This window comes from Myxococcus qinghaiensis, assembly GCF_024198215.1.
GTDB classification, from domain to species: Bacteria; Myxococcota; Myxococcia; order Myxococcales; family Myxococcaceae; genus Myxococcus; species Myxococcus qinghaiensis.
Window position 1 is genome coordinate 25,450 of the sequence record NZ_JAKCFA010000010.1, and the last position, 23,653, is coordinate 49,102.

The 23,653-nt window shown below is 70.2% G+C and carries 17 protein-coding genes; 8 read left to right on the forward strand and 9 right to left on the reverse strand.

Translation table 11 applies throughout. From position 1 onward, the window contains the following. Window positions 1-117 precede the first annotated feature (117 nt). From LZ199_RS19930 to LZ199_RS19945, 4 genes are all read left to right on the forward strand, one after another. Window positions 118-606 (forward strand): hypothetical protein, encoded by a 489-nt coding sequence (locus LZ199_RS19930; RefSeq protein ID WP_253995317.1) that lies wholly within the window; start codon window positions 118-120, stop codon window positions 604-606. A 122-nt stretch (window positions 607-728) separates the two neighbouring features. Next, entirely contained in the window at window positions 729-1,454 is a 726-nt protein-coding gene (locus tag LZ199_RS19935) for an SDR family NAD(P)-dependent oxidoreductase (RefSeq protein WP_253995318.1), read from the forward strand. Beyond that, window positions 1,451-2,296, forward strand: coding sequence for a dihydroneopterin aldolase (locus LZ199_RS19940; protein WP_253995319.1), 846 nt, complete (start codon window positions 1,451-1,453; stop codon window positions 2,294-2,296). Before LZ199_RS19935 ends, LZ199_RS19940 begins: the two co-directional genes overlap by 4 nt. An 88-nt stretch (window positions 2,297-2,384) precedes the next feature. Next, window positions 2,385-3,134, forward strand: a complete 750-nt coding sequence (locus LZ199_RS19945; RefSeq protein WP_253995320.1) for a queuosine precursor transporter — start codon at window positions 2,385-2,387, stop codon at window positions 3,132-3,134. A gap of 6 nt (window positions 3,135-3,140) precedes the next feature. Here LZ199_RS19945 and LZ199_RS19950 read toward each other — a convergent pair whose 3' ends face one another. The 6 genes from LZ199_RS19950 to LZ199_RS19975 form a co-directional block, all read right to left on the reverse strand. Then, window positions 3,141-4,451 (reverse strand): hypothetical protein, encoded by a 1,311-nt coding sequence (locus LZ199_RS19950; RefSeq protein WP_253995321.1) that lies wholly within the window; start codon window positions 4,449-4,451, stop codon window positions 3,141-3,143. A gap of 95 nt (window positions 4,452-4,546) precedes the next feature. Further along, a complete protein-coding gene (locus tag LZ199_RS19955; RefSeq protein WP_253995322.1) occupies window positions 4,547-5,452 on the reverse strand; it encodes an alpha/beta fold hydrolase in 906 nt (301 codons plus the stop codon). Then, entirely contained in the window at window positions 5,452-6,576 is a 1,125-nt protein-coding gene (locus tag LZ199_RS19960; RefSeq protein WP_253995323.1) for an alpha/beta fold hydrolase, read from the reverse strand. The genes LZ199_RS19955 and LZ199_RS19960 overlap by 1 nt, the downstream gene beginning before the upstream one ends. A 2-nt stretch (window positions 6,577-6,578) precedes the next feature. After that, on the reverse strand, window positions 6,579-7,004 hold the full coding sequence (locus tag LZ199_RS19965; RefSeq protein WP_253995324.1) for a hypothetical protein: 426 nt from the start codon (window positions 7,002-7,004) through the stop codon (window positions 6,579-6,581). 111 nt (window positions 7,005-7,115) lie between these two features. Next, the gene (locus tag LZ199_RS19970) at window positions 7,116-8,147 is read right to left on the reverse strand and encodes a M23 family metallopeptidase (RefSeq protein WP_253995325.1); all 1,032 of its coding nucleotides are present in this window, start codon (window positions 8,145-8,147) and stop codon (window positions 7,116-7,118) included. 222 nt (window positions 8,148-8,369) lie between these two features. Continuing rightward, window positions 8,370-9,119, reverse strand: coding sequence for an SDR family NAD(P)-dependent oxidoreductase (locus tag LZ199_RS19975; protein WP_253995326.1), 750 nt, complete (start codon window positions 9,117-9,119; stop codon window positions 8,370-8,372). 364 nt (window positions 9,120-9,483) lie between these two features. Between LZ199_RS19975 and LZ199_RS19980 the strand changes: the two genes are divergently transcribed. From LZ199_RS19980 to LZ199_RS19990, 3 genes are read left to right on the forward strand one after another with little or no spacing between them, the layout of a single operon-like run. Next, window positions 9,484-11,163 carry a right-handed parallel beta-helix repeat-containing protein gene (locus LZ199_RS19980; RefSeq protein ID WP_253995327.1) on the forward strand — a complete coding sequence of 560 codons (1,680 nt, stop codon included), beginning with the start codon at window positions 9,484-9,486 and terminating at the stop codon, window positions 11,161-11,163. Between the two features lie 54 nt (window positions 11,164-11,217). Beyond that, window positions 11,218-13,197 carry a PAS domain S-box protein gene (locus LZ199_RS19985; protein ID WP_407667220.1) on the forward strand — a complete coding sequence of 660 codons (1,980 nt, stop codon included), beginning with the start codon at window positions 11,218-11,220 and terminating at the stop codon, window positions 13,195-13,197. Then, on the forward strand, window positions 13,187-15,106 hold the full coding sequence (locus LZ199_RS19990) for an ATP-binding protein (protein WP_253995329.1): 1,920 nt from the start codon (window positions 13,187-13,189) through the stop codon (window positions 15,104-15,106). The genes LZ199_RS19985 and LZ199_RS19990 overlap by 11 nt, the downstream gene beginning before the upstream one ends. Window positions 15,107-15,124: 18 nt before the next feature. Here the strand turns inward: LZ199_RS19990 and LZ199_RS19995 are convergent, their stop codons facing one another. The 3 genes from LZ199_RS19995 to LZ199_RS20005 form a co-directional block, all read right to left on the reverse strand. After that, the gene (locus tag LZ199_RS19995) at window positions 15,125-20,131 is read right to left on the reverse strand and encodes a hypothetical protein (RefSeq protein ID WP_253995330.1); all 5,007 of its coding nucleotides are present in this window, start codon (window positions 20,129-20,131) and stop codon (window positions 15,125-15,127) included. A 159-nt stretch (window positions 20,132-20,290) separates the two neighbouring features. After that, window positions 20,291-21,454, reverse strand: a complete 1,164-nt coding sequence (locus tag LZ199_RS20000; RefSeq protein ID WP_253995331.1) for a bifunctional methionine sulfoxide reductase B/A protein — start codon at window positions 21,452-21,454, stop codon at window positions 20,291-20,293. A 175-nt stretch (window positions 21,455-21,629) separates the two neighbouring features. Beyond that, entirely contained in the window at window positions 21,630-22,526 is an 897-nt protein-coding gene (locus LZ199_RS20005; RefSeq protein ID WP_253995332.1) for a GspE/PulE/PilB domain-containing protein, read from the reverse strand. 321 nt (window positions 22,527-22,847) lie between these two features. Here LZ199_RS20005 and LZ199_RS20010 point away from each other — a divergent pair, with 321 nt between their 5' ends. Then, the gene (locus LZ199_RS20010; protein WP_163864262.1) at window positions 22,848-23,588 is read left to right on the forward strand and encodes a MotA/TolQ/ExbB proton channel family protein; all 741 of its coding nucleotides are present in this window, start codon (window positions 22,848-22,850) and stop codon (window positions 23,586-23,588) included. Window positions 23,589-23,653: the final 65 nt, after the last annotated feature.

Below are 23,653 nucleotides of genomic sequence, written 5' to 3' on the forward strand. Positions count from 1 at the left end.
GGTTGGCGCCAGGCCTACATGGGCGCCGAAGGTCCGCGAGAACAGGGTGAGTGCCCGGCGGTGAATGTTCTGGAGGGTGCCCCGTCAGTAGTTGCAACACGACGGAGGACGGACACCATGGCTTTCAAGACTGCTCTCACCACCCTGGCTCTCGGCACCCTGTTTCTTGGTTCCTCGACGGCACTGGCGGCGGACGGCAGCGTTCGCGACTGGGCTTCTCAGCAGGCCCGCCGCGGCGATGACCGGAACCATGACCGGAACGACAACCGCGGCCACCGCCCGGACCGCTACGAGGCGCACGTGCACACCCACGGCTGCCACCACGCTCCGGCGCCCCGTCCTCCGGCCCGCGCTCAGGGCCGCTACGAAATGCAGACGGTGAGCCGCTGGGTCGAGGGCCGCTACGAGAAGGTGTGGGTGCCCCAGGTGTGCCAGGAGCGTCGCGGCCGTCACCACCACGTGTCCCGCTGCACGGGCGGCTTCTATGAGAACCGCTGGGTGGAAGGCCGCTACGAGCAGTCCACCGAGTGGGTCTGGGTGTCCTACGAGCGCAACAACGGTGGCTGGAGCTCCAGCCGCGTTCATGCGGCGAGCTACCACCCGTAATTTTCGCTGAAGAGACCGGGGGTCGAGGGGCGGTGCCGGATACGGGGGTATCCGGCATCGCCCTTCGTGTTTCAGGTCCCCGGTGCCTTTCCGCGTGCGGCCTGTTAGTCAGGGCGCCGCACATGGGTACCGCCTTCATCACCGGAGCAGGCATTCGTGTCGGACGCGCGGTGGCAAAAGCCCTGGCGCGCGCCGGCTACGACCTGGCGCTGCACGCCCACCGCTCCTTGGATGCGCTGGCCTCGCTGGCGGACGAGCTTCGGGCCGAGGGCCGCCGCGTCACCCTCCATGCCGCCGACCTGAGCCAGCCCGACGCCGTCGACGCCCTGGCCGCGAGCGTGCGCGAGGCGTGGCCCGCGCTGGACGTGGTGGTCCACAACGCGGGCCTCTACGAGCGGGTCGACTTCGCGGCCATCTCACGCGAGCAATACCGCACCATGCTCGCCGTCAACCTGGACGCGCCCTTCTTCCTCACCCAGGCGCTGCTGCCCGCGCTGCGCGCCGGCAAGGACCCGCTGGTGGTGCACGTGGGCGACATCGCGGGCGAGCGTCCGGAGAGCCACTTCGCGCACTACTCGGTGAGCAAGGCGGGCCTGTTGATGCTGACGCGCGCGCTGGCGGTGGAACTGGCGCCGCACGTGCGCGTCAATGCCGTCTCGCCCGGAGTGGCCGCGTTCCCGGAGAGCTTCGACGCCGCCGCGCGCGAGCAGGTGCTGCGACACATCCCCATGGGGCGCGAGGGCAGCGTGGAGGACGTGGCGCGCACCGTCGTCTTCCTCGCGCGCGAAGCCCCCTATGTCACCGGACAGGTCATCGCCGTCGATGGCGGCAGGAGCGCGAGACTATGAGCGCGGAGCTGGCTTTCCACCCGCCCGTCGTCAATGACAGCAAGGGCCGTCCGCTGGACGTCATCGAGCTGCGGGGGCTCACCGTGGACTGCATCGTGGGCGTGTACAACCGCGAGCGGGTCTCCGCGCAACCGCTCCGGCTGGACGTGGCCCTCTTCCTGGACACGCGCAACGCGGCGACGGGCGGCAGGCTGGCGCACACGGTGAACTACGGGCGGCTGGCTGGAGAGCTGCGCTTCCTCTTGGAGGCGTGTCGCTTCGAGCTGCTGGAGTCCGCCGTCGAGGCCGTGAGTCGTTATCTGCTCGCTCCGCCCACCGTGGACGTGCCGCGCGCCCAGGTGCACGCGGCCACCGTGCGCGTCATCAAGCCCCAGGCGCTGGGCGGGCTCGCGGTGCCGTCGCTCCAGGTGCATCGCACGGCGGAGGAGATGGGCTACGCCTCGGAGGAGCGCTCCTTCGGTCGGATGGACATCATCCACGAGGGCGCGGGCTACGGCGTGTATCGGCTGCGCGTGAAGCCGGGGGGCACCGTTCCCGCCAGCTCGAACGCGGAGATGGAGGAGAGCGAGCTGGTGCTGGGGCCCGGCCTGGTGGCGCAGGGCCATCCCGTCGAGCGGGGCATGGCGTTCCATTGGCCCCGGGGCTTTCCGCGTCGCTACGACAACCCCACCGAGCAGGAGCAGACGGTGCTGAGTGTGTACCGGCCCCGCTTCATGGAGCCGGAGGCGAAGGCGGTGGAGCCGAGCGCCCCCGCGTCCGTGCTCCTGTCCATCACCGGCACGTCCTATTACCCCCATGACGAGCCCGCCGCGCCCGGCCTGTCCGCCGACAAGCAGCCCTGAGCCAGAGGCGCACTCCCAGTGGGGGGACTGTTTCCCGGGCCGCGAGGCACGGTATGACGCGGCCTCGGAGCCCAGGGGAAACGACGGCATGAACCTCGACAGACGGATGCAGCTCTTCGTGGTGCTGGCGGCGGTGTTCATCACATCGCTGGTGGTGGGAGACCTCATCGGCGTGAAGCTGTTCGAGGTCAACCTGGGCTTCGTGGTGGCGGTCATGTCCATTGGGATGCTGCCGTTCCCGGTGACGTTCCTGCTCACCGACATCCTCAACGAGTTCTACGGCAAGAAGGCCGCCCGCTTCGTCACGTGGGTGGGCTTCGGCATGGCCATCTTCGCCTTCACGGTGATTGCGATTGCGGTGGAGGTGCCCTTCGCTCCGCTGACGCGCGCGCCGGACTTCACGGGGACGGTGGAGGGCTCGTTCAACAACGTCTTCAGTGGCTCGCAGCGCATCCTGATGGCGTCGATGATTGCCTATCTGGTGGGCCAGTTCTGCGACATCTCCATCTTCAACCTGCTCAAGCGCATCACGAACAACAAGATGCTGTGGCTGCGTGCGACGGGCTCCACGCTGGTGTCCCAGCTCATCGACACCACGGTGGTGCAGTTCGTCGCGTGGACGGGTGTGCTGCCCACCGCCGTCATCTTCAACATCATCGCCACGTCGTACATCGTGAAGCTGCTCATCGCGGTGGGCCTGACGCCGTTCGTCTACCTGGGCCACACGCTGGTGGAGCGCAAGCTGGGCATCAAGCCCGTGGTGCTGGGCGCGGACGGTGAGCCGCTCCCCGAGTCCCCGACGGGCGTCGCTGTTCCGGCCGAGTCGCGCGCCGCCTGAGCAGCGCTACGGCACCAGGCGTTGCAGGAAGACGTCCGCGTCGTCGGAGGTGAAGGGCTCCTCGCCGCCCAGCGCGCGCGTGCCGGAGAACACCCCGGTGCCCAGCAGGTCTCCTCCCGACAGGAAGGTGACGTCTCGCAGGCGGAGGCTCTCGTCGCAGGGCTGGGTGACGTAGGGCGCCTGCCACGACAGCTCACCTAGGGGTGACAGCCGAGCCAGCTCCGAGCCGCACCCGTGCCTCCAGAGCACCGCCGCGCCGCCATCCTCATCCGCCGCCAGGCGCGCGCCCTGGGGCTCGCCCGTGGTGGGGCTGGCCAGTGCGTGTCCCCACAGCGGTCGCCCCGCGGCGTCGGCCGCGAGCACGAAGGCCGCGCGCGAGCAGCCCTCCTCGGCACAGGTGGACTTGAGCACGGTGCCTCCCCAGTGGAGCGTGCCCTTGAAGTCACCGGTGAGCCGCAGTCCACCATCGGCCGCGAAAATCACCTGGGTGAAAGACGGGGCGGCCGGTCCCACCTCCAGCTCCCAGTACACCTCACCGACGGGCGACAGCCGGGCGATGAACCCGATGCTCTCCACGGGCGACAGCGGGCGTTGTCCCGCCAGCACCGCGCCGCCGTCGGAGTCCAACGCGACGGCGGAGGCGGAGGCGAGCGCGGGCATCTCCTGGGACCAGCGCGCCGTGCCTCGGGTGTCGTAGCGCGTCACCAGTCGGCCGTGCGCCACCACGACTTCGCCTTCGATATCAGGTGTCAGCGCCTTCACCGTGCCCGTCGCGCGTGCCCACCGGGGCGTGCCGTCCGAGGACAGCTTCGCCACGAAGTGGCTGTCGGTGATGAGCGTCTCTCCGAGGCGCAGCCGGCCCTCCAGCTTGCCCGCGACGAACAGCTCTCCCTCGGAGGAGACAGCGAGGAACTGCGCGTGGGCATGGGCCGTTCCGCCCTCGGAGGGCTCGGGCATGAAGCTCCGCGTCCACAGCACCTGTCCCGCGCCGTCATGGTGGGTGAGGGTGAGCGCCGTGCCGCTGGTGTCCGTCGAGGACGCATCGGGTGTGCTCGTCGGACGGGTGCTCCCCAGCAACACGCTGCCGCCCAGACCATCCGAGGCCACGGCCACCGCGTCCTGCTGTCCCAGCGTTCGCGAGTGAACGGTCCACCGCGCATCCCCCGGCTCCAGCATCGGAGGCTTGGGGGGTTGGGGCGGGGAGCCCGGGTCTTCTTCCTCGGGGCGTGGAGGCTCGGTGGACGCGCCGCTCCCACAGCCGAGTGCTGTCCACACGCTCAGCACCAGCCCCGCAGCGCCTGCCCGCCACCGTCCCATGTTCATTCTCCGCGAGTCCGCTCACCCTCCGGCCGGAGGCGAAGCTGGGGTGTGGTGCTCCCGGAGGCAAGGCCCGTGTCGGGGACTGAACGTCGTCAGCGCCGTGCGAGCGGGGCGAGGATGTCGCGCCAGTGCGAGTAGATGGAGAAGTGTCCGCCACCGGGGAGGAAGTGGGGCACGGTGCGCGGGATTCGCGAGGCGAGATAGCGCCCCATCTGCGGCGGGACGATGCTGTCGCCGTCCCAGTACCAGAGGTCCACCTCGCCGCGAAGCTCCTCCAGCGGGACGTTCCACGGTGACGCCAGGATGTGGGCCTCGCGGCGCATGCCCGCCACGCCTCGGCGCGTGGCCTCTCGTCGCCAGCCCTGCACCTGCGCGGCGATGTGCGGGTCCGACAGCACCAGCCGGTCATCCTCCGACGCATGCGCCAGCAGCGCCGCCAGCGCGCGCTCCGGATTCGCGCGCACCTGCCGGTCATGCATCGCCAGCAGCGGATGCAAGAGCCACTCGGGCCACGCGGCCATCGCGTAGGCGTTGCGGTAGTCGCGATTGACGCCCTCCATGCCACCGGGCCGCTTCAGCGGCGAGGCCCCGGAGACGATGGCGGAGCGGATGATTCGCTCGCCCAGGCGCCACGCGGAGGCCGCGACATAGGGGCCGCCCGCGGACACACCGAAGAGGGAGAAGCGGCCAATCTTGAGCGCGTTGGCGAGCTGCTCCAGGTCCTCCGGGAAGTCCAACAGCGTGCGGTCGGACTGGTAGTCGGACAGCCCGTAGCCGGGTCGGTCCGGAGTGATGAGGCGCACACCGAGCCCATACGTGAGCCGGTCATCCGGGTGGCGCATGTAGCGCGAGCCCGGGTTGCCGTGGACGAAGAACACCGGGACTCCGTCCAGGTCTCCCGACTCCACATACGCGAGCCGTCGCCCGTCCTTCAGCCGGAGCACACCCTCGCGGACCTGCACGCCGGTGCCCGAAGTCGATTCAGAAGCGGAGTGCATCACGGCTCCATCGCTCGCGAGCGCGCGGCAATCCACTCGGAGATGGAGGGCCAGACGTGGGTGGGGCCCTTGCTGGAGGCGGACAGGCCGATGTGGCCCACCGGATAGCGCCGCGTCTGCGCGTCCTTCGTGCCCACCAGGTCGACGAGCGGCTCGCTCATGGCGGGGAAGGCGATGGTGTCGTGCTCGGCGATGACGTTGAGCACCGAGGCTTGGATTCTGCCCAGGTCCACGTTCTCCCCGCCGACCTTCATGCGGCCCTGGTGGAAGAGGTTCTGCTGGTAGCAGTCCTTGATGTACTGGCGATACACCTCGCCGGGGAAGGGCACCGGGTCGGAGCCCCATCGCTCCATGGCGAGGAACGTGCTGACGAAGTCCGGGTCGTCGATGCGCCGGCACACCTCCAGCCAGCGTGTGAGTCGCTGCACCGGGGCCACCATGAGGAAGCCGCTCTCCAGCACGGGCGTGGGCACGTTGCCGTAGGCATCCACGAGCGAGTCCACGTCGAAGTGGTTGGCCGCGGTCCACAGCGTGTAGACACCGCCCTTGCTGAAGTCCACGGGCGTGGCCTGCGCGACGAGGTTGCGCACGCCCTCGGGATACAGCGACGTGTAGGCCAGCGCGAGCGTGCCGCCCATGCAGTAGCCGTAGAGCGTGAGGTCCCGGCTCTTGCTGACCCGCAGCGTCCAGCGCACCGCCGTCTGGATGAGCCCGCCGAGCAGGTCAGACCAGGTGAGCCGCTCCTCCTCCTGGCCCGGCACGCCCCAGTCGATGGCGTACACGTCGAAGCCCTCCTGCGTGAGGTGCTCGATGAGGCTGCGACCCGGCAGGAAGTCGAGGATGTACCAGCGATTGATGAGCGAGTAGACGAACAGGATGGGCGTGCGGTGGCGCCGACGGGGCGCGGCGTAGCGCAGCAGCCGCATGCTGCCCCGCGTGTACACCACGGTGTGGGGCGTGGCGCTGATGGGCGGCTCACGCACTCCGGAAGCCCGCTCGATGAAGGGCTTGAGGTACGGGTAGGGATTGAAGGGGCGGGCCTTGAGCGCGTGCGCGACGGCGCGCGTGAGCTCGAACTGCCCGGTGACGAAGGAGCGGAGCCGCTGGGGCGTGGACGCGGTCATGTTCAGGCGCCGGGCTTGGTGGGAGGGCTGTCGGTGGGAGCGGGCTCGGCGGCGGACTCCTTCCGATGGAGCAGGTCCACCACCACCTCCAACTGGGAGCCGAGCGCCTCCACCTGGTCATTCACGCGGCGGAGCTGGTCTCGGAGGTTCTCCACCTCGGACGTCGTGGGCAGGCGCAGCGTGTGGAGCGCGTTCTCCACCAGGCTGTTGCGGCGGATGCGCGCGTTGAGGCCCTGGCGCAGCACGGTGCCGCTGGCGCGCAGGTAGGTGGGGCTCTCGGAGACGCGCGTGAGGAAGCGGGTGAGGCCCTGCTCGGCGCGGGTGAACACCTTGCCCGTGCGAGTCTCCGGGTGGGTGAGGTGGCCCAGGAGCTTCAGTCCCCGGGCGAGGAGTCCCCTGGGCGGAGGCGGGCGGTCCGAGTCGCTCATGCCTCCAACGTTAGCCCAGGCCGCCCCAGGGGCGCAGGGCCCCTTGTCCGAAAAGTGAATGGTGATTCATGTTTCGAGCAGGCGGGGAAGCACCGCGTCATGGCGGGCCCGCTACTTCGAGGCGTAGCCCTCGAAAGTCCTGGGGATGCCCTTGTCCTCGTCCACGTTGTTGAAGGTGACGGGGATGCTGTCGCCGCCCTTCTCCACGTCGAAGTGGATGTGGCCGGTGAGGCTGTTGCCCACGTTGCCCACCTCCGCGAGCTGCTGTCCCTGACTCACCGTGTCGCCCACGCCCACCTTCGCGGTGCCCTGGGAGATGTGGAAGTAGCGGCCCACGGTGCCGTCGCCGTGCGCGACTTCGATGCGGTTGTTCGGCTTGTCGCCGCCGTTGCCGCTGTTCGTGTCCACCACGCGCGACACCGTGCCCGCGCGCGCCGCCAGCACCGGGGTGCCGCACTGCCGACGGAAGTCCCAGGCGTATTCCTCGTCGTCGTTGTGGTTCAGGTGGGAGTTGTTGCCCTGGATGACCCAGGAGCGGTCTCCCTCGGGGTAGGGCAGGCGGTAGGGGGAACTCGACGAGGTCGGGTACTCGCCACTGTCGATGGAGCCGCGCAGCACCAGCCACGCGCCGAGCCAGAACAGCCCGATGACGCCGTAGACGATGGCGCCCGCGAGCACGATGTTGCGCACCCGGTGCAGCTCCACCTGGGCCGCGCGCCCCTCGAGCATGTTCCGCGCGATGTGCGGGAAGGCGAACCAGAAGGCGAAGGCGGCGATGCTGCCGACGATGCCGCCCCAGTGGTAGAGGTTCGCCAGGAACGTGGGGCCACACGCGGCGAACGCTCCTGGCGCCAGCGCGACGGCGGTGAAGAGCGAGGCGATGGCCGCCGCCAGCAAGGTCCTCGACGTCCAGCGCAGGCTCTCGTCGGCCTTGTCGCCGTCTCCCCTGGCCACCGGCACCGAGAAGCGCAGCGCCTGGATGACCAGGGCGATGAGGGCGGCCCAGACGAGCAGCCCCAGCACGGAGGAGAGCACCATGGGCGTCTCTCCCGTCAGGCCCGCGAAGGACGCGCCGAACATGACCAGCGCGTACACGCCGAAGACCGCGAGGATGATGGAGATGGTCGTGCCGTAGCGCTTCATCGCGCGTCCCCCCGCCTCGCGAGCATCGACCCGCCGGGAACTCCGGCGCGGAGCGCGAGACCTCTCCCTCCTGGAGTTGAGGTGGGCGGAGCTGTGACGCCGCCAGGCGATGGAGCCGGCCTCGGACGGGATGGCGTGTCGGGGATGGGGCTGTCGGGGCCTCGCGAGGCGCCCGACGCCTGGAGGGCAGGCGAGCACCCCTTCGGGTGCCCACCGCGTGGCTCAGCCCTGGCGCTTCACCGCGAGCGGCCCGAAGGCCTGGGCCACCGGCATCAGTGACATGACGTTGATGTTCACGTGCGCCGGCCGCGAGGCCACCCAGTGCACCGCGTCCGCGATGTCCTCGGGTGTCAGCGGCTGCGTGTTGGCATAGGGGGCCGCGGCGCGCGCGGCGTCGCCCTTGAACCGGATGTTGGAGAACTCCGTGCCGCCCACGAGCCCGGGCTCGATGTCCGTCACGCGCACCGCCGTGCCGAGCAGGTCCGCGCGCAGGTTGAGGCTGAACTGCTGCACGAAGGCCTTCGTCGCGCCGTACACGTTGCCACCCGGATACGGATAGTCCGCCGCCACCGAGCCCATGTTGATGATGTGGCCCCGGTTGCGCGCCACCATGCCGGGCAGCACCGCGTGCGTGCAGTAGAGGACCCCCTTCACGTTCGTGTCGACCATCACCTCCCAGTCGTCGAGGTGCGCCGACTGCGCCGCTTCCAACCCCAGCGCCAGCCCCGCGTTGTTCACCAGCACGTCCACCTCGGCGAAGTCCGCCGGCAGCGCGCCGAGCACCTTCGCCATCGCCTCGCGCTCCGTCACGTCGAGCGTCACCGGCAGCAGCCGCTCACCCAGCTCCGCGCGCAGCTTCTCCAGCAGCTCTGTCCTGCGTCCGGTGGCGATGACTCGCGCACCTTCGCGGATGAAGCGACGCGCGATGGCCAGGCCGAACCCGGCCGTGGCTCCCGTAACCAGCACGTTCATGGCGTTCCCTTTGAGTGCGATGCCCGCGCGCTAGATGGCACGGGGCTCGCGCCCACGCCAGCATGCCCGCGCTCTGAGCGACCTGCTCTCCGAGTGAAATCCCGCCGGCCCGAAGCGGGAATGAAACCGCCTTCATCCGCACACCTGTACAGGCAACAGCGCGAATGCGCGGCCCCGCGCGCATCAGTCTGACTTCTTCGCGCTCAACGCAACCCCGCGAAATCCCATTTCCTGCCTCCTTGCCCTGCGGCCTGGCAAGTCTGGGTTGCCGTTGCACCGGGGAATGAACAGGCCGCGCGCCTCGATTGGCGGCCGTCCTCGCGAGCGCCCCACACGCCGCGACCCACACATGGAGTCTGACAGGATGCGCCAACGCTCACCGCTGCTGACGGCCTACTGCTCCGCTGCCCTGCTCGCCCTGCTTGCCTGCAACGGCAAGAGCGAGCTGACCCAGAACACGGGCTCACGTCCGTCCACCGATGAGGCGCCCTCCACCGGCTCACCGTCTTCGCCTTCCCCCACCACACCGTCGACCCCCACGCCGACGCCCACGGACCCCGACGACACCGAGCAGCCGTCGGAGCCCACGCCGACCCCGACGCCCAATCCCAACCCCAACCCCACGCCGAATCCCGAACCCGAGCCGGAGCCCGAGCCTGTTCCGGAGCCGCCGAAGCCGACCTACACGCGCATCCTCTGGGTGGCGCCGTCGGGCAATGACAGCGCCGCTGGCACGGAGAGCGCGCCGCTGCGCACGGTGACTCGGGCGTTGACGCTCATCGCGCCGGGCGAGGCCATCTATCTGAAGACGGGCAACTACGCGGAGCGCCTCAAGTTGGAGGAGCGCGGCGGCACGGAGGCGAAGCGGCTCACGGTGAAGGCCGCGCCTGGCAGCTCGCCCGTGGTGAAGCCCAGCGGCGAGTCCGCGCTGGTGGACGTGCGCGGCGCCTACTGGAACGTCGAGGGAATCACGCTGGATGCCGCGGGCTCCGCCGCCTTCGCGGTGCTGTGGCGAGGCACCGCCGCGCACCATGGCGTGCTGCGCGACTGCGTGGCGAAGAACGGCACGGCGGGCGCGGGCCTCAACGTGTCGGAGAAGGCCCACGACATCCTCATCGAGGGCAACACGATTTCGAACTTCAGCCGGGGCAGCAGCGACAGCCACGGCATCATCGTGCAGACCACGTCCAAGAACGTGGTGGTGCGCGGCAATGACATCCATCACAACTCCGGAGACGCGGTGCAGTGCATCGGCCCGGAGGCTGGCGCCACCGTGTCCGGCACGCCCTTCGACAACCTGCTCGTGGAGGACAACGAGCTGCACGAGAACCGGGAGAACGGCGTGGACGTGAAGACCTGCACCCACGTCACCCTGCGCGGCAACATCATCTGGGGCCACAAGGCCACGTCCTCCTCGCGGGGCGAAGGGGTCGTCGTGCACCTCTCCGCGTCGGACGTCACCCTGGAGGACAACGTCTTCTATGGAAACGGCCGGGCCATCAACATCGGTGGCAACCGGGTGAACGGTCCGCCCGCGCGCATCGTCATCCGTCGCAACCTCATCCGTGACGGCCTGGGTGGGAGCGAGGACGGCGGCGCCATCCGCGTGGACACGTCCACGGACGTGAAGGTGCAGCACAACACGGTGTGGAACATGCCGGGGCCCTGTCTCACCTTCGGGCATGGCGACACGGGGCCGAGCGCGGGCCTGGACGTGCGCAACAACGTCTTCGCCGGCTGCGGTGTGTCCACGCGCGCGGGCACGGCGCGCACCGGCACGGTGATGGATGGCAACCTCTTCTTCCGCTCCTCCGGCTCCGCCTCCTTCCTGTTGAATGGGGAGAGCGTGAACCTGACGGAGTGGCGCTCGCGCAGCGGGCTGGACAAACGCTCGCTGGAGAAGTCGCCCGGGTTCGTCAACATCGACACCGGGGACTTCCGGCTGGGGTCGGGCTCGGTGGGTCGCAATGCGGGCCTGGGGTTGGGACTGACCTTCTGCGGCGCGGCCCCGGACCTGGGGGCCTTCGAGTCGGACTGCCCCTGAGGCGTCGGGGCGTGTAGAGTGGGCCCGCTCCCCTCTCTCGCCCCGACCCTCCACGTGCCGTCTTCGCTGGAATTCGCTCTCGGCATCACCCTGGTGCCTCCGGCCTCGCCCGCACGTGAGCTCCTCGCGGCGGCGGCCTCGCGCGCGGGCTTGCGCGTGGTGGATGGCATGGAGGGCGCCGCGCTGGCGTTGGTGGACCTCACCTCGCCGGACAGCGGCCCCGCGCTTCGCACCCTGCTCGACTCGCCTCGCGCTTCGCACATCACGCTGGTGGCGCTGGTGGAGCCGACCGAGCAGGGCTTCTCCTCCGTGGAGCCGCTGCGCCCCGCGGACGTCCTCACCACCCCGGTGTCGCCGCACGAGCTGGTCTTCCGGCTCCACCGCGCCGCCGGGCGTCACCTGGAGCGCGAGGGCCAGGAGCGCGGTCAGGAAGACCTGGCGCTCCTGCTGGAGCTGACGGCGGACTACGCGGAGACCTCCGACGTGGAGGCGCTGCTCCATGGCGTCACGCGCAGGCTCGCTGAGAAGCTGGACATCGCTCGTGCCACGCTGGTGATGCTCGGTCGCAACGCGGACGAGGGCGTCATCGTCGCGGCCAGCGATGACCCGACGCTCAAGGACCTGCGCATCGAGCTGTCGCGCTACCCGGAGATCCGCGAGGTGATGCGCACGGGTCGCCCGGTGGTGATGGAGGAGGCGCCCACGCATCCGCTGCTGGGCGACGTGGAGCGCAGGGCCGTGGCCGCCCGAGGCATCCACGCCATCGCCGCGCTGCCCCTGCCCATCCGAGGTCAGGTGCGCGGCGTGCTGCTGCTGCGCGCGGCGGGGCGGCGGCGCACGTTCACCTCGCGGGAGATCGACTTCCTCACCACGGTGGCGCATGCCACGGCGGTGGCGCTGCGCAACGCCTCAGTGCTCCAGTCGGTGCGGGGCCAGACGGAGGCGGAGAAGACGGCGCGGCTGGCGGCCGAGGAGCAGGCGGCCTCCTTCAAGCCCTACCAGCTCTTCTTCGCGCACGTCAGCGAGGGTGTGGCCATCCTCGACGACAAGGCGAGCGTGCTGTCGCTGAATCCCTCTGGCGCGGCGATGCTGGACATGCCGGCGGCCGAGGCCCGGGGGCGGCACCTGCATCAGGTGACGCAGCCGGTGGATGACGGCGTGCTGATGGAGCTGGTGACGGCGGCCTCGCGGGGCGAGGCGCGCTCGGGCGTGGACGTGGAGGTCCGGACGGCGAAGGGCCGTCGGCTGACGCTGTCCATGTCCGCCGCGCCGCTGCGTGACGAGGACGCGGCCACCATCCTGTCCTTCCGGGACGTCACCGACGCGCGGCGGATGGAGGACGAGCTGCGCCAGACGAAGGACTTCCTGGAGCGACTCATCGACTCTTCGGTGGACGCCATCATCGCCGCCGACCTGAAGGGGCGCATCATCCTCTTCAACAAGGGCGCGGAGGCGCTGGTGGGCTACACCGCGCAGGAGGCGATGGCGGGCGTCACCGTGGAGCAGCTCTATCCCCAAGGCGTCGCGCGGCGAATCATGTCCACGCTCCGGGGGCCGGAGCATGGTGGCAAGGGCCGCATGTCGCTCACGCGCGAGGAGCTGGTGAATCGCGCGGGGGAGCGGGTGCCGGTCAACATGACGGCGTCGCTCGTGTACGAAGGCGGGCGCGAGGTCTTCAGCGTCGGCATCTTCACGGACATGCGCGACCGGATGAAGCTGGAGCGCAAGCTGTCGGACGCGGAGACGCGGCTGGAGGAGAGCGAGAAGAGCGCCGTCATCGTCGCGCTCGCCGGCACCGCGGCGCATGAGCTCAACCAGCCTCTCACGTCGGTGATGGGCTACGCGGAGCTGCTCAAGCGCAAGCTGAAGGAAGAGGACTTCGCCTGGAAGCCGGTGGACATCATCTACCGCGAGGCGGAGCGCATGGCGGAGATCGTCCGGAAGATTGGGAAGATCACCCGCTACGAGACGAAGGCGTACATGGGGGAGCAGCAGATTCTCGACCTGGACAAGGCGACCTCCCATGAAGACTGACACCCGCGCCGTGCGAATCCCCGGTGGCCCGGGGCCCGAGGCGTACCAGGCCTTCTTCGAGGCGCTCGACACGCCCGCGGCCCTGTGTGACCCGACGCTGCGACTGGTGGCGGTCAACGAGGCCTTCCACCGCTTCTGCGCGGAGCATCAGGCGACGGTGGAGGATGTCGCGCGCGCGCTGGCCGCCGCGGGCGTGCCCGTGGATGGCTCCAGCTGCGACATGGAGTTGCCGCTCGCGGGCAAGCCGGGCGCCGTGCTGACGATGTCGCGCCGGGGTGACGTGATTGCCGTGCGGGCCCGGAACGACCCGGAGCTGGCGCGCAGCCGGCTGGTGATGGCGGAGCGGGCGCTGCTGGAGCAGGCGCGCACCGAGGGCGTGCTGCTCGACTTGGGCCGCAGCGTGGCGGAGGCGGGCGGGGAGGAGGAGCTGGTGGCGGCGGTGGCGCGCGGGGTGAAGGAGCTGTTCCCCGGGCGCTCGTTCTGCATCCGCATCACCGACTCGCGCACCGGCGGGCTGACGTCGCTCTACGCGGAGGGCCGGCTGAAGGAAGGCGCGCACGAGCCGCTGGTGCTGTTGCAGCGCGCGGTGGAGAAGCTGAACCTGGGACGCTCGGCGCTGCCGGCGGGCCGGGTGACGGTGCTGGGCGAGGTGCCGCTCCTGTTCCTGGGCAGCACGCACGGCGTGAGCGCGCCGCTGGTGGCGAGCGGGCAGCTCTTCGGCGCCATCAACATGGAGTATCCGGAGGGGCTGGACGCGGACGTGCAGCACGACGAGCGCGTGTTGCTCCAACTGGCCAGCCAGGTGGCGGTGGCGGTGAAGAACGCGAAGCTCATCGACGAGCTGACCTTCGTCCGCAAGTACCTGGAGGACCTGCTGGAGAAGGCGAACGCGCTCATCCTCGTCGCCAACCGGGACCAGCAGGTGGTGGTGTTCAACCAGGCGCTCAGCGCGCTGACGGGCTTCCGGAAGGAAGACGTGCTGGGCAAGGACCTCTTCTGGCTGGTGCCGGAGAGCGAGCACCTGCGGCTGTCCCAGGTCATCGCCGCCGCGATTCGCGGTGAGGCGGTGAACAGCTTCGAGACCCGGCTGCTGTCGCGCGACGGCAACGAGGTGCGGGTGTCGTTCGCCACGTCCTCGATGCTGGCGCCCCATGGCGAGGTGGAGGGCGTCATCGCCATCGGCCAGGACATCACGGTGGTGAAGGAGCTGGAGAAGCGCATCATCCACGCGGAGAAGCTGGCGTCGATTGGCCAGCTCGCGGCCAGCGTGGTGCATGAAATCAACAACCCGATGACGGCGGTGGCCACGTACGCGGATGCGCTGCTCCAGCGCTCGCGGACGACGCCGGGCGCGAATCCCGCGGACCAGGAGAAGCTGCGGAAGATTCTGGAGAGCAGCCACCGCATCCTGCGTTTCACTCGGGATTTGGTCAGCTACGCGCGGCCCGCACAGGACAAGCCGGAGCGGGTTCAGCTCAACGCCGTGGTGGACATGGCGGTGGGCTTCTGTGAGCACGTGGTGGCACAGGCGCGCGTCAGCGTGCACCGGGAGTACACCGAGCTGCCGCCGCTGTCGGCCGTGCGCGCCAACCTGGTGCAGGTGTTCGTCAACCTCATCACCAACGCGTGCCACGCGATGCAGCCGGGCGGCGCGGTGTTCCTGACGACGCGGCGCGAGGGGCAGGAGGCGGTGGTGTCGGTGAGGGACTCGGGGACGGGAATCGACCCCAAGCACCTCCAGCGCATCTTCGAGCCCTTCTTCACCACGAAGCCGGAGGGCAGGGGCACAGGCCTGGGGCTCTCCATCTGCCAGGGAATCGTGGAGAACCACGGCGGCCGGCTCACCGTGGCGAGCACCGTGGGCGCGGGCACCACCTTCTCCGTGCGCCTGCCGCTGTCGGTGGACTGACAGCGGCGAGGCGGCTGGTCAGTCCCAGCCTCGCAGCTGCACGCGCACCCTTCGCACGAGCAGCTCCCACTCCTGGCGCTTCAGGGTCGCCAGGACACGGCCGCCGATGACGGTGAGGCCGGTGAGCGTCATCACCAGGAAGCCGATGCGGTGGTCCCTCAGGCCCGCGTCGAGCAGGTTGGCCACCACGTCCAGCGTGAGGAACAGCGTGCCCAGCGCGAGGTACGCGCGAATCTGCAGCGCCATCCCCAGCGCGACACCCAGCAGGCAGACGCCGCCGAAGACGAGCGCATACGTGCCGTCCGGTGACTCGCCCACCCGCATCGCCAGCTTCGCCGCGGCGGGCACGTACAGCAGCATGCCTCCCAGGATTCGCACCGTGTTGCGCGCCGCGTGCGGCAGGCTGCCCGTGAAGAGCTGCCCCAGCATCAACAGCAGCAGGCCCAGCGGCGCCAGGTAGATTTCCAGCCCCTCCAGCCCGAAGGCCAGCGCGGCGATGAGCAGCGCCAGGTTGCACGCCGCCGCCGCGAAGGCGCCGAACATCCGGCTCCGCTCCACCGCCCCCAGCGCCGCGTACAGAAGCCCCGAGCCACCCGCGAGCAGCGCCGCCTCCTGCGTCGCCTCGCCCGGCAACACGAGCGCCATGCCAATGGGCAGCAGCGCCGCGAAGCGCCGGGTCGCCGCCTCCACCGGACGCACTCCCGCCCGACGCGCCATCACCGTCACGCCGACGAGCGTGAAGCCCAGCGCCAGCGCGAAGAGTGCGTCATGTTCCGCCCGCAGGCCGGGCGCATACAGGCTGCGCACCAGCGCGTAGACGCCCACCACCGCGAGCTGCACGAAGTACACGTGCCGCCCCGTGTGCTCCACCCAGGCGCAGTGCAGCGCCACCAGCACCGCCAGGCCGATGGCCGCGATGGCCGTCGTCAGCGACTCCTGGGGCGCGTTGCCGCTCACGGCCAGCGCGGCGAGCATCACCCCCGTCGCCACGAGCCACGCGTCCCGCCCCCACGTCATCCCCACCGCGATGTCCGCCCGCCGCGCGCGAGTCCACCGCTGCGCGGTCTGCAGGGCCACCACGGCCCCCGCGGACGCCAGGGCCAGCACCGCGCCGTGGACGATGAAGAGGTCCCCATACCGCAGCCAGGGGCCCGTGAGGCTCGCGCGAATCGTGAACCCGGCCATGAACGAGGCCAGCACCGCGCTGCCTGCCACCCAGGTGCCCGCCGAGGCCATGAGCGAGGCGAAGGCGCCCTTCCACCGGAACGCCGCCACCAGCAGCGAGGCCGCGATGAGCACCAGCGTCACCGGGAAGGCCGGCGACACCATCCAACTGCCGCCCAGTCCTGTGAGCATCTCCGCGAGCAGGTTGAGCGCCGCGAGCGTCGACGACGTGTTGCCGTTCACCGCCAGCGCGTACACCGTCGCGACGATGAGATAGAGGGCCATCGCCTGTTGGATGCGGACGCGCGTCGCGCCCTCGGACAGGCCGCGCCTTTGCGCAATCCACGGGCCCACCGTCACCACCGCCAGTCCCACCAGCGCGAGCACGGGGCCCGGCCACGCTTCGAGGATGTCCACCTGGTGCGCCAGCGCATGCACCAAGAGGAGGATGCTCGCGCCCAGCACGCCGCGCCCCTTCGCTCGGGCTCCACCGACGAACAGCACCACGCCCGTGGCGCAGACGAGGCCCGCCGCCGTGAGTCCCGGCTGGAAGATCGCCGCGAGCCCCACCACCCACACCGCCGTGACGGAGCGACGGTGCAGCAGGTGCCGGAATTGCTCGGGCAGACCCCGGACCGAGGCCACGGCATAGACGAGCCCCGCGGCGGCGATGCCCGCGAAGGCCCGCTGCCACAGGAGGAACACGCTGTCGCCGGGCGCGAGCCACGCCGCTTCACTGAGCCAGTGATAGCCCTCTGCGCCCACGCGCGCCCACTGGCCATCCGGCGGCGCCAGCGAGATGAGCGAAGGGCCGAGCAGCGACTGCCTCGCGGCCCAGAGCGCCGCACCAGGCAGCCCCAGGTACAACCCCAGGCTCGCCAGCGGCACCGCGCGGAACGAGGCCGCGAGCAGCAGCACCAGCACCGCCGCGCCCAGCACCAGCAGCGGAGGGGTGATTCCCAGCGCGTGTGAAGGGGACGGCAGGCCGACCAGGACGGCGCCCTTCAGGAGCACGAGCGCCAGCGCCGCCACGCCCACGTGGGGCACCGCGTGGTACAGCGGGCCGTGATTGGGGCGCTCCAGCCACTTCGCCAGCCACGGGCCAAAGCGCCTCGTTGCAAGCGCGACACCCCAGAGCGCGACGCCGATGAGCGGAAGCCGCATCGCCACGACATCCGGCGGCAGGGGACGGCCCGCGCGATTGATGATGGCTGTCAGCGCGATGAACCCGCCCATGAGCGCGAGCGTCACCACCGAGCCCCGCATCTGCCAGTCCACGAAGCCGCGCGTCACGAAGGCCAGGAGCGCGGTCAGGACGAGCAGTCCGCCCGCGAGCAGGCACATGCCGCGCTCGGCATCGGTGGGGGAGGGGAGCCACTGGACCAACGTGAGCGTCGCGATGACGGCCTGCACCAGCGCGGCCGTGGCGAAGCCATCCGTGTAGAGCGACAGCCCGCGTGCCCCGAGCGGCAACCGGGCGAGGGCGAACACCCCCCGACCCCAGAGGTCGCGCGGCGAGCCAGGGGGCGCGGCCGGGTCGACGACGGGAGGACGTGGGCGCAGCGTCGCGAAGAGCGCGAAGCCGAACGCCACGACCGCCGTGCCCAGCGCTGAACGCGCCGACGCGAAGTCGGAGACGGTGCCCAGCACCTGGGAGACGACGAGCGCCACGCCCGTGGCCGCGATGATGCTCACGAGGCGAGTGCCGTCCCGGCGCGTCCTCAGCAACAACGCCAGCGACACCAGCGCCGTGGGAAGCGCGACGAGGACACCGCCCGGCAACCCGGCGGCGATGGACGTGAGCAGCTCCGGCGGCACGGGCGCGACGCCGATGGCCAGGAACACGCCCGCCGAGGCCATCACCAGGCCCAGGTCATCCAGGGGCAACAGCGCGTCCTGGGGCGAGGCCGGGTTGGCCCACGCGGCCTGCACGAGCCCCACGACACCGTACAGCCCGCTCACGAGCGCGAAGACCGCGAGGCGACTCCAGTCACCCGCGAGCCACGGGGTTCCGTCGACGAAGGCCAGGGCGCCGAAGAGCGCGGCGGCTCCGCCCACGTAGTGCAGCCCTCGCAAGCGCCAGCCTCCAGAGAGGTGCGCGGCCACGGCGATGACCAGGCCCGTGAAGACGCGGGGCCACGGAGAACCATCGCCCTCCATTCGGGAGACGAGCGGCATCGCCACCCCCGCGCTGACGATGCTCCACGCCAGCAGCCGGATGCGCAGCATCCCCGAGTCGCTTCCGCGCGCCGCGAGCATCAGCAGCGAGGCCGCCGCCGCGCCGCCGAACACCCACCAGCCCTGCTCGTCCGGCGACAGCGTCCGCGCGAGCAGGGCTCCCGCGAGGAGCGTGGCCATGGCCCCGGGATGCACCAGGGCGCGGCGTCGCGACTCCAGCAGGAAGAAGACTCCGGCGGCGAGCACCGGCGCGAGCGCCGACGCGCCATCGACCTGGAGGTCTCCGTCCGTCCCCACCGAGAACGCGGTGATGGCTCCCGCGAGCGCACCGGCTGCGAGCACCGCGTGCGCCACGGTCTCCAGCACCGCGCTCGCCCGAGGAAGCGTCTCACGTGCGGAGTGCGTGGTCGCCGCCACCGCGATGACCGTGGCGATGGCCTGTGCCCAGAGCGTCATCCCCGCGAACAACGCGCCGCCCGGCTCCAAATCATCGAACCCCGAGGGCCCGCTCGACACGGCGAAGACCGCGAGCCAGAGCGCCCCATACAGCGCCGTGCTCGCTCCGACGAGCAGCGCGTGCGCGGACGTCTCCTTGCGCGAGCGCCACAACGTGGCACCGAGCGCCACCACGCCCGCGAAGGCGCAGAGCACGCGCAGCCAGGGTGCCTCGTCCAGCCCCATCAGCGGCAGGCCCGCGAGCAGTGACGGGAACAGCGCCAGCGCGAGCGTCGTCACGGACGTCCCGTGCAGCAGCCTGCCCGCGGACCTCAGCGGCACCACTCCCACCGCGGTGAGCCCGAGCGCGACGGGAATGCCCCAGAGCGGTGACATCGCCACCAGTGAGGACACCGCGACGAACGCGACGGGAAGCAGTGCCAGACCGATGCCCGACAGGACCCGGCCCACGGGCATCGAGCGGCGCGACAGGAACACGCCGAGCCCGATGAAGCCCGCGTGATAAATCCACAGGGCCCCCGTCACGAGCAGCTGGCGCGGAACGTCGCCCAGCACGTTCCACGCCTCGCGCACGCCCATGAGCGAGCCGCCGAGCACCAGCACCGCGCCGAGGAACCACCAGATGAAGTCGTTCAGCCGGGCCGTGCTCTCCGAGGGCTGCGCGTCGAGCGCGACGACCGCCTCCAGTCCACCGCCCAGTACACCCGAGGCATCCCGGGCGAACAGCGACTGTCCAGAGCCCAGCGCGGACCCGAGGTCGTCCTCGCTCGCGTCCCTGTCATGTCGGGAGCCACGTGGCGCGCGTGCCGTCTGCTCACGCTCCTCCTTCGCGGCCTCTTCCAGCGAACGCGCGAGCGCCGCGCCCCAGCCGAAGAGACTCCAGCCACCCCCGCGGCGCGCCGAAGCGGCGACGCCATCCGCCCAGGCTTCCACTCGCGCGGCGGAGTCCAGCGGCTGCGCGACGACCTCGGGCATGTCGTGGCCCACGGCCTCGGAGCTCGGGGCGTCGAGGGGCACTGCTATCGCATGGAGGGACTGCTCGAGCCGGAGCGCCGTCGCCTCATCGAGGAGCGCGTCGGAGCGCCAGTCCTGGATGCGTCGCCAGAGTGTCTTGGTGACGAGTGCATCGAAGTGCGGCTCGGTGACGGGCAGGAGGGTGGCACCACACTCCAGACATGCGCCCCCCGATGCCGTGTCGCGAAACCGCGCGCAGACTGGGCAGATCATCCGCGCAGCATAGCCGCACACCGCCCACGCCCGCCTTGAGTCCACTTCACCCCTGCGCGGCAAGCCCCGGCTTCGCGGCTCGACGCCCCGCGCCAGGGCTTGCTCACTCGCTTTCCCAGGGAGGCGAGACTTGTATCAGCCAGCCACGGCCCGGGTTTCTCACTCCCTCATGTAATGGCAGGTGTAGCCGCCCGGATTCTTCACCAGGTAGTCCTGGTGATAGCCCTCGGCGGGGGTGAACTCGCCTGCCTGGACGACCTGGGTGACGACGGGCTTCTTCCACTTTCCAGAGGCGTTGACGCGCGCCTTCACCTCCTCGGCGACCCGGCGCTGCTCGTCGGACAGCACGAAGATGGCGGAGCGATATTGCGTCCCCACGTCGTTGCCCTGGCGGTTGAGCGTCGTCGGGTCGTGCATGCGGAAGAACCAGTCCTCCAGCAGCGTCGCGAAGCTCAGGACCTTCGGGTCGAACACGACGCGCACCGACTCCGCGTGCCCCGTCCGTCCACTGCTCACCTCCTGATACGAGGGCTTCTCTATATTTCCGCCCGTGTAGCCGACGTCTGTCTGGAGCACGCCCGGAATCTTGCGGAGCAGGTCCTCCATTCCCCAGAAGCAGCCACCCGCGAGCAGCGCCGTCTCGGTGACACCCGACGCGGTCAGCGCCTTGCCCACGTCCACCTTCGCGGGCGTCGCGCTCGCGGGCTTGCGGCCGAACAGCGTCAACCACTCGCCGTACCCCTGCTTCTCCATGTCATTCACCGGGACGAAGCGCAGCGACGCGGAGTTGATGCAGTAGCGCTGCCCCGTGGGCTGCGGCCCGTCATCGAACAGGTGGCCCAGGTGGGAATCCCCCGCCTTCGAGCGGACCTCGACGCGCGTCATGCCCAGGCTCTCGTCCCGCTTCTCCACCACGCGCGCGGACTCCACCGGACGCGTGAAGCTGGGCCAGCCGGTGCCGGAGTCGAACTTGTCCTTGGAGGAGAACAGCGGCTCGCCCGTGACGACGTCGACGTAGAGCCCCTCCTCGTGGTGGTTCCAGTACGCGTTGCGGAACGGGGGCTCGGTCGCCTCCCGCTGCGTCACCTCGTACGCCGTGGGAGAGAGGGTGCGGCGCAGCTCCGCGTCCGAGGGCTTCTCGTAGCGACGGGCATCTCCCACCGCGGCCCGCGGCCCGGCTTCGAGCGCGCCTGGGGCGGTGGCGGCGCTGCTCGCCTGGGTGCACGCCGCGAGCACCGCGAAGACCCCTGATAACAACAGACGTCTGGATGCGCTCCGAGAAGCGGAACGGGCGGAGCGTGAGCTGACGATGACGGACGACATGGGCTGGAGCCTCTCTCCGGACACGCCCGACGCGCGGGGGTTCTTCTTCCCTTACGCGCGAGGCCCGAAGTCGGTTTCAGCCCGAGGCACTCACGAGCCCAGGTCCCCCCGGGAAGCCAGCGGACGACCAGGCCGCCGGTCCATGCCCCCGGTCTGGAGACCCGAGGCGCACCGCTCAGCCCTTGTCCTCGCCCTCGTCGTCCAGCTCGCGGCGGAACTCGTCGCTGGAGAGCAGTCCCTTGCGCGCCATGATGCGCATCAGCGCCCAGAACTTGCGCTCCAGCTCCTCGACGCGGTCCGGGTCCTCGCGGGCCTGCCCGAAGAGATAGTCCAGGTCATCGAGCACTCCGCCACCCGCGGGGGGCTTCGGCTTCGCCGTGGCCTGCTCGCGCTTCTGCTTGCGCTGCTCCTCTCGCGTGCGGATCAGCTCCGCGAGCGACGTGCGCTGCGTCGTCTCACCCGGGGGCAGCTCCTCGCCGACGATGACCTCGTCTTCATCATCGTCGTCCGCACCCGCGTCGCCCGGTGGAGGCTGGGTGGGCGGCGCGGGCTTCGCGGGCACGGCGGCGGGCCGCGCGCGGGCTGTCGGAGCGGCGGGCTTCGCGCTCGCTCCACCCGCCGGCGCGACGGGAACCTTGTGGTAGTAGCGCAGGATGGCGCCCCGCACGGCGGACAGCGCCGCCACGCGCACGCTCACCTTGAGTCCGGTGGTGAACTCAATCTCCTCCACCGCGGGAAGGTTGAGTGGATCACTCATCGCGACGACGAGCTGACGACGTCCGCCCACGCTCTCCAGCGCGATGGGGAACAGGTCATGCTGCTCGCAGAAGCGCGGGCGCAGCATGTGCACCGCGGCCCACTCCGGTGTCACCGTCGGCAGATCCACCTGCGGCATCCCGAGCGCCTGACTCAGCGCGCCCGCGAGCGTCGTCTCGGTGATCGCTCCCTGGGCGATGAGTGTCGCCCCCAACCGCTGCCCTGATTTCCGATGGGCCGCGAGCCCCGCCTCGAGCTGGGCGACGCTGATCGCCTTCTGCTCCAGCAGCAGCTCGCCAATGCGCTTCCTCGCCATGCGCCGGCATTAGCATGCGTTCCCTGGGCTCGGAAGCGCGCGCTGACACAACCCGGCCGGGTTGGGAAGCCCCCCGGAAAGGCCCGCACTGCTGCCTGGAGTCCATGCTGGCAAGGGGTACTCCAGCGCAAAATTCCTGTGAGATTTCAGCACTTAACGCCAGGACCCCTGCCTTGACACCCCAGACAGCCATTCCTAAAGTCGGCACCACCGTTTTCAACATCCATACCTGCCGCCCATCTCTGGGGCGCACGCCCGGGGGGGCGACAGGTCCTGGAAGGTCCGGAGCGCCGGGCCAAGCTGCCGTGGAGGCAAGACGCGATGAACCTGGGGTTTTTGACGAATCTGGCCGTGCTCGCGAACGCTGGTGGTCCCGAGCGAGGCTTCTTCGAAGAGGTCGCCAGGCGCTGGGAGGCCGGTCAGTGGGGTATGTATCCCATCGCCGCGTGTCTCGTGGTGGCCCTCTCCATCATGGTCGAGCGAGCCATCGTTCTCTTCGGCAAGGCGTCCATCAACAAGGAGGCCTTCCTCCGTGGACTCAAGAAGCACATCTACGCGGGTGACCTGGACAAGGCCATCAACTACGTGGCGGGCCAGAAGGCCACGCCGCTGACGAGCGTCATCAAGGCCGGTCTGATGAACGTTCCCAAGGGCCAGGACGAAGTGCAGGCGGCGCTGGACGAGGCCACCCTGCGCGAGACGCCTCGCCTGGAGGCCCGCAGCGGCTACCTGGCGATGCTCGGCAACGCGGCGATGCTCGCCGGTCTGCTCGGCACCGTGTCGGGTCTCATCTCCTGCTTCGAGGCCGTGGCGAACGTGAACCCGGCCGACAAGGCGACCATTCTCGCCAACGGTATCTCTGAAGCCATGAACTGCACGGGCTTCGGGCTGGTGACGGCCATTCCGTGCCTCATCGCCTTCTCCGTGCTGATGGGCCGCACCCAGTCGCTGATCAACGACATCAACGAGACCAGCGTCTCCGTGCTGAACCTCATCGTGGCGAACAAGGACAAGTTCAAGAACCTGAACGTCCCCGCCGCTCGGGACCACCACGACGACTGAATCCGGCTCCCGTAGGGAACCCGGAACCCGGGCGCGCTGTCCTGTCCCCACGTGACGTGGGGACA

What these genes read in the sequence shown, in the direction of transcription:
- LZ199_RS19930 (WP_253995317.1), top strand. Translation starts at nt 118, where the DNA reads ATGGCTTTCAAGACTGCTCTCACCACCCTGGCTCTCGGCACCCTGTTT.
- LZ199_RS19935 (WP_253995318.1), top strand. Translation starts at nt 729, where the DNA reads ATGGGTACCGCCTTCATCACCGGAGCAGGCATTCGTGTCGGACGCGCG.
- LZ199_RS19940 (WP_253995319.1), top strand. Translation starts at nt 1,451, where the DNA reads ATGAGCGCGGAGCTGGCTTTCCACCCGCCCGTCGTCAATGACAGCAAG.
- LZ199_RS19945 (WP_253995320.1), top strand. Translation starts at nt 2,385, where the DNA reads ATGAACCTCGACAGACGGATGCAGCTCTTCGTGGTGCTGGCGGCGGTG.
- LZ199_RS19950 (WP_253995321.1), bottom strand. Translation starts at nt 4,451, where the DNA reads ATGGGACGGTGGCGGGCAGGCGCTGCGGGGCTGGTGCTGAGCGTGTGG.
- LZ199_RS19955 (WP_253995322.1), bottom strand. Translation starts at nt 5,452, where the DNA reads ATGCACTCCGCTTCTGAATCGACTTCGGGCACCGGCGTGCAGGTCCGC.
- LZ199_RS19960 (WP_253995323.1), bottom strand. Translation starts at nt 6,576, where the DNA reads ATGACCGCGTCCACGCCCCAGCGGCTCCGCTCCTTCGTCACCGGGCAG.
- LZ199_RS19965 (WP_253995324.1), bottom strand. Translation starts at nt 7,004, where the DNA reads ATGAGCGACTCGGACCGCCCGCCTCCGCCCAGGGGACTCCTCGCCCGG.
- LZ199_RS19970 (WP_253995325.1), bottom strand. Translation starts at nt 8,147, where the DNA reads ATGAAGCGCTACGGCACGACCATCTCCATCATCCTCGCGGTCTTCGGC.
- LZ199_RS19975 (WP_253995326.1), bottom strand. Translation starts at nt 9,119, where the DNA reads ATGAACGTGCTGGTTACGGGAGCCACGGCCGGGTTCGGCCTGGCCATC.
- LZ199_RS19980 (WP_253995327.1), top strand. Translation starts at nt 9,484, where the DNA reads ATGCGCCAACGCTCACCGCTGCTGACGGCCTACTGCTCCGCTGCCCTG.
- LZ199_RS19990 (WP_253995329.1), top strand. Translation starts at nt 13,187, where the DNA reads ATGAAGACTGACACCCGCGCCGTGCGAATCCCCGGTGGCCCGGGGCCC.
- LZ199_RS19995 (WP_253995330.1), bottom strand. Translation starts at nt 20,131, where the DNA reads ATGATCTGCCCAGTCTGCGCGCGGTTTCGCGACACGGCATCGGGGGGC.
- LZ199_RS20000 (WP_253995331.1), bottom strand. Translation starts at nt 21,454, where the DNA reads ATGTCGTCCGTCATCGTCAGCTCACGCTCCGCCCGTTCCGCTTCTCGG.
- LZ199_RS20005 (WP_253995332.1), bottom strand. Translation starts at nt 22,526, where the DNA reads ATGGCGAGGAAGCGCATTGGCGAGCTGCTGCTGGAGCAGAAGGCGATC.
- LZ199_RS20010 (WP_163864262.1), top strand. Translation starts at nt 22,848, where the DNA reads ATGAACCTGGGGTTTTTGACGAATCTGGCCGTGCTCGCGAACGCTGGT.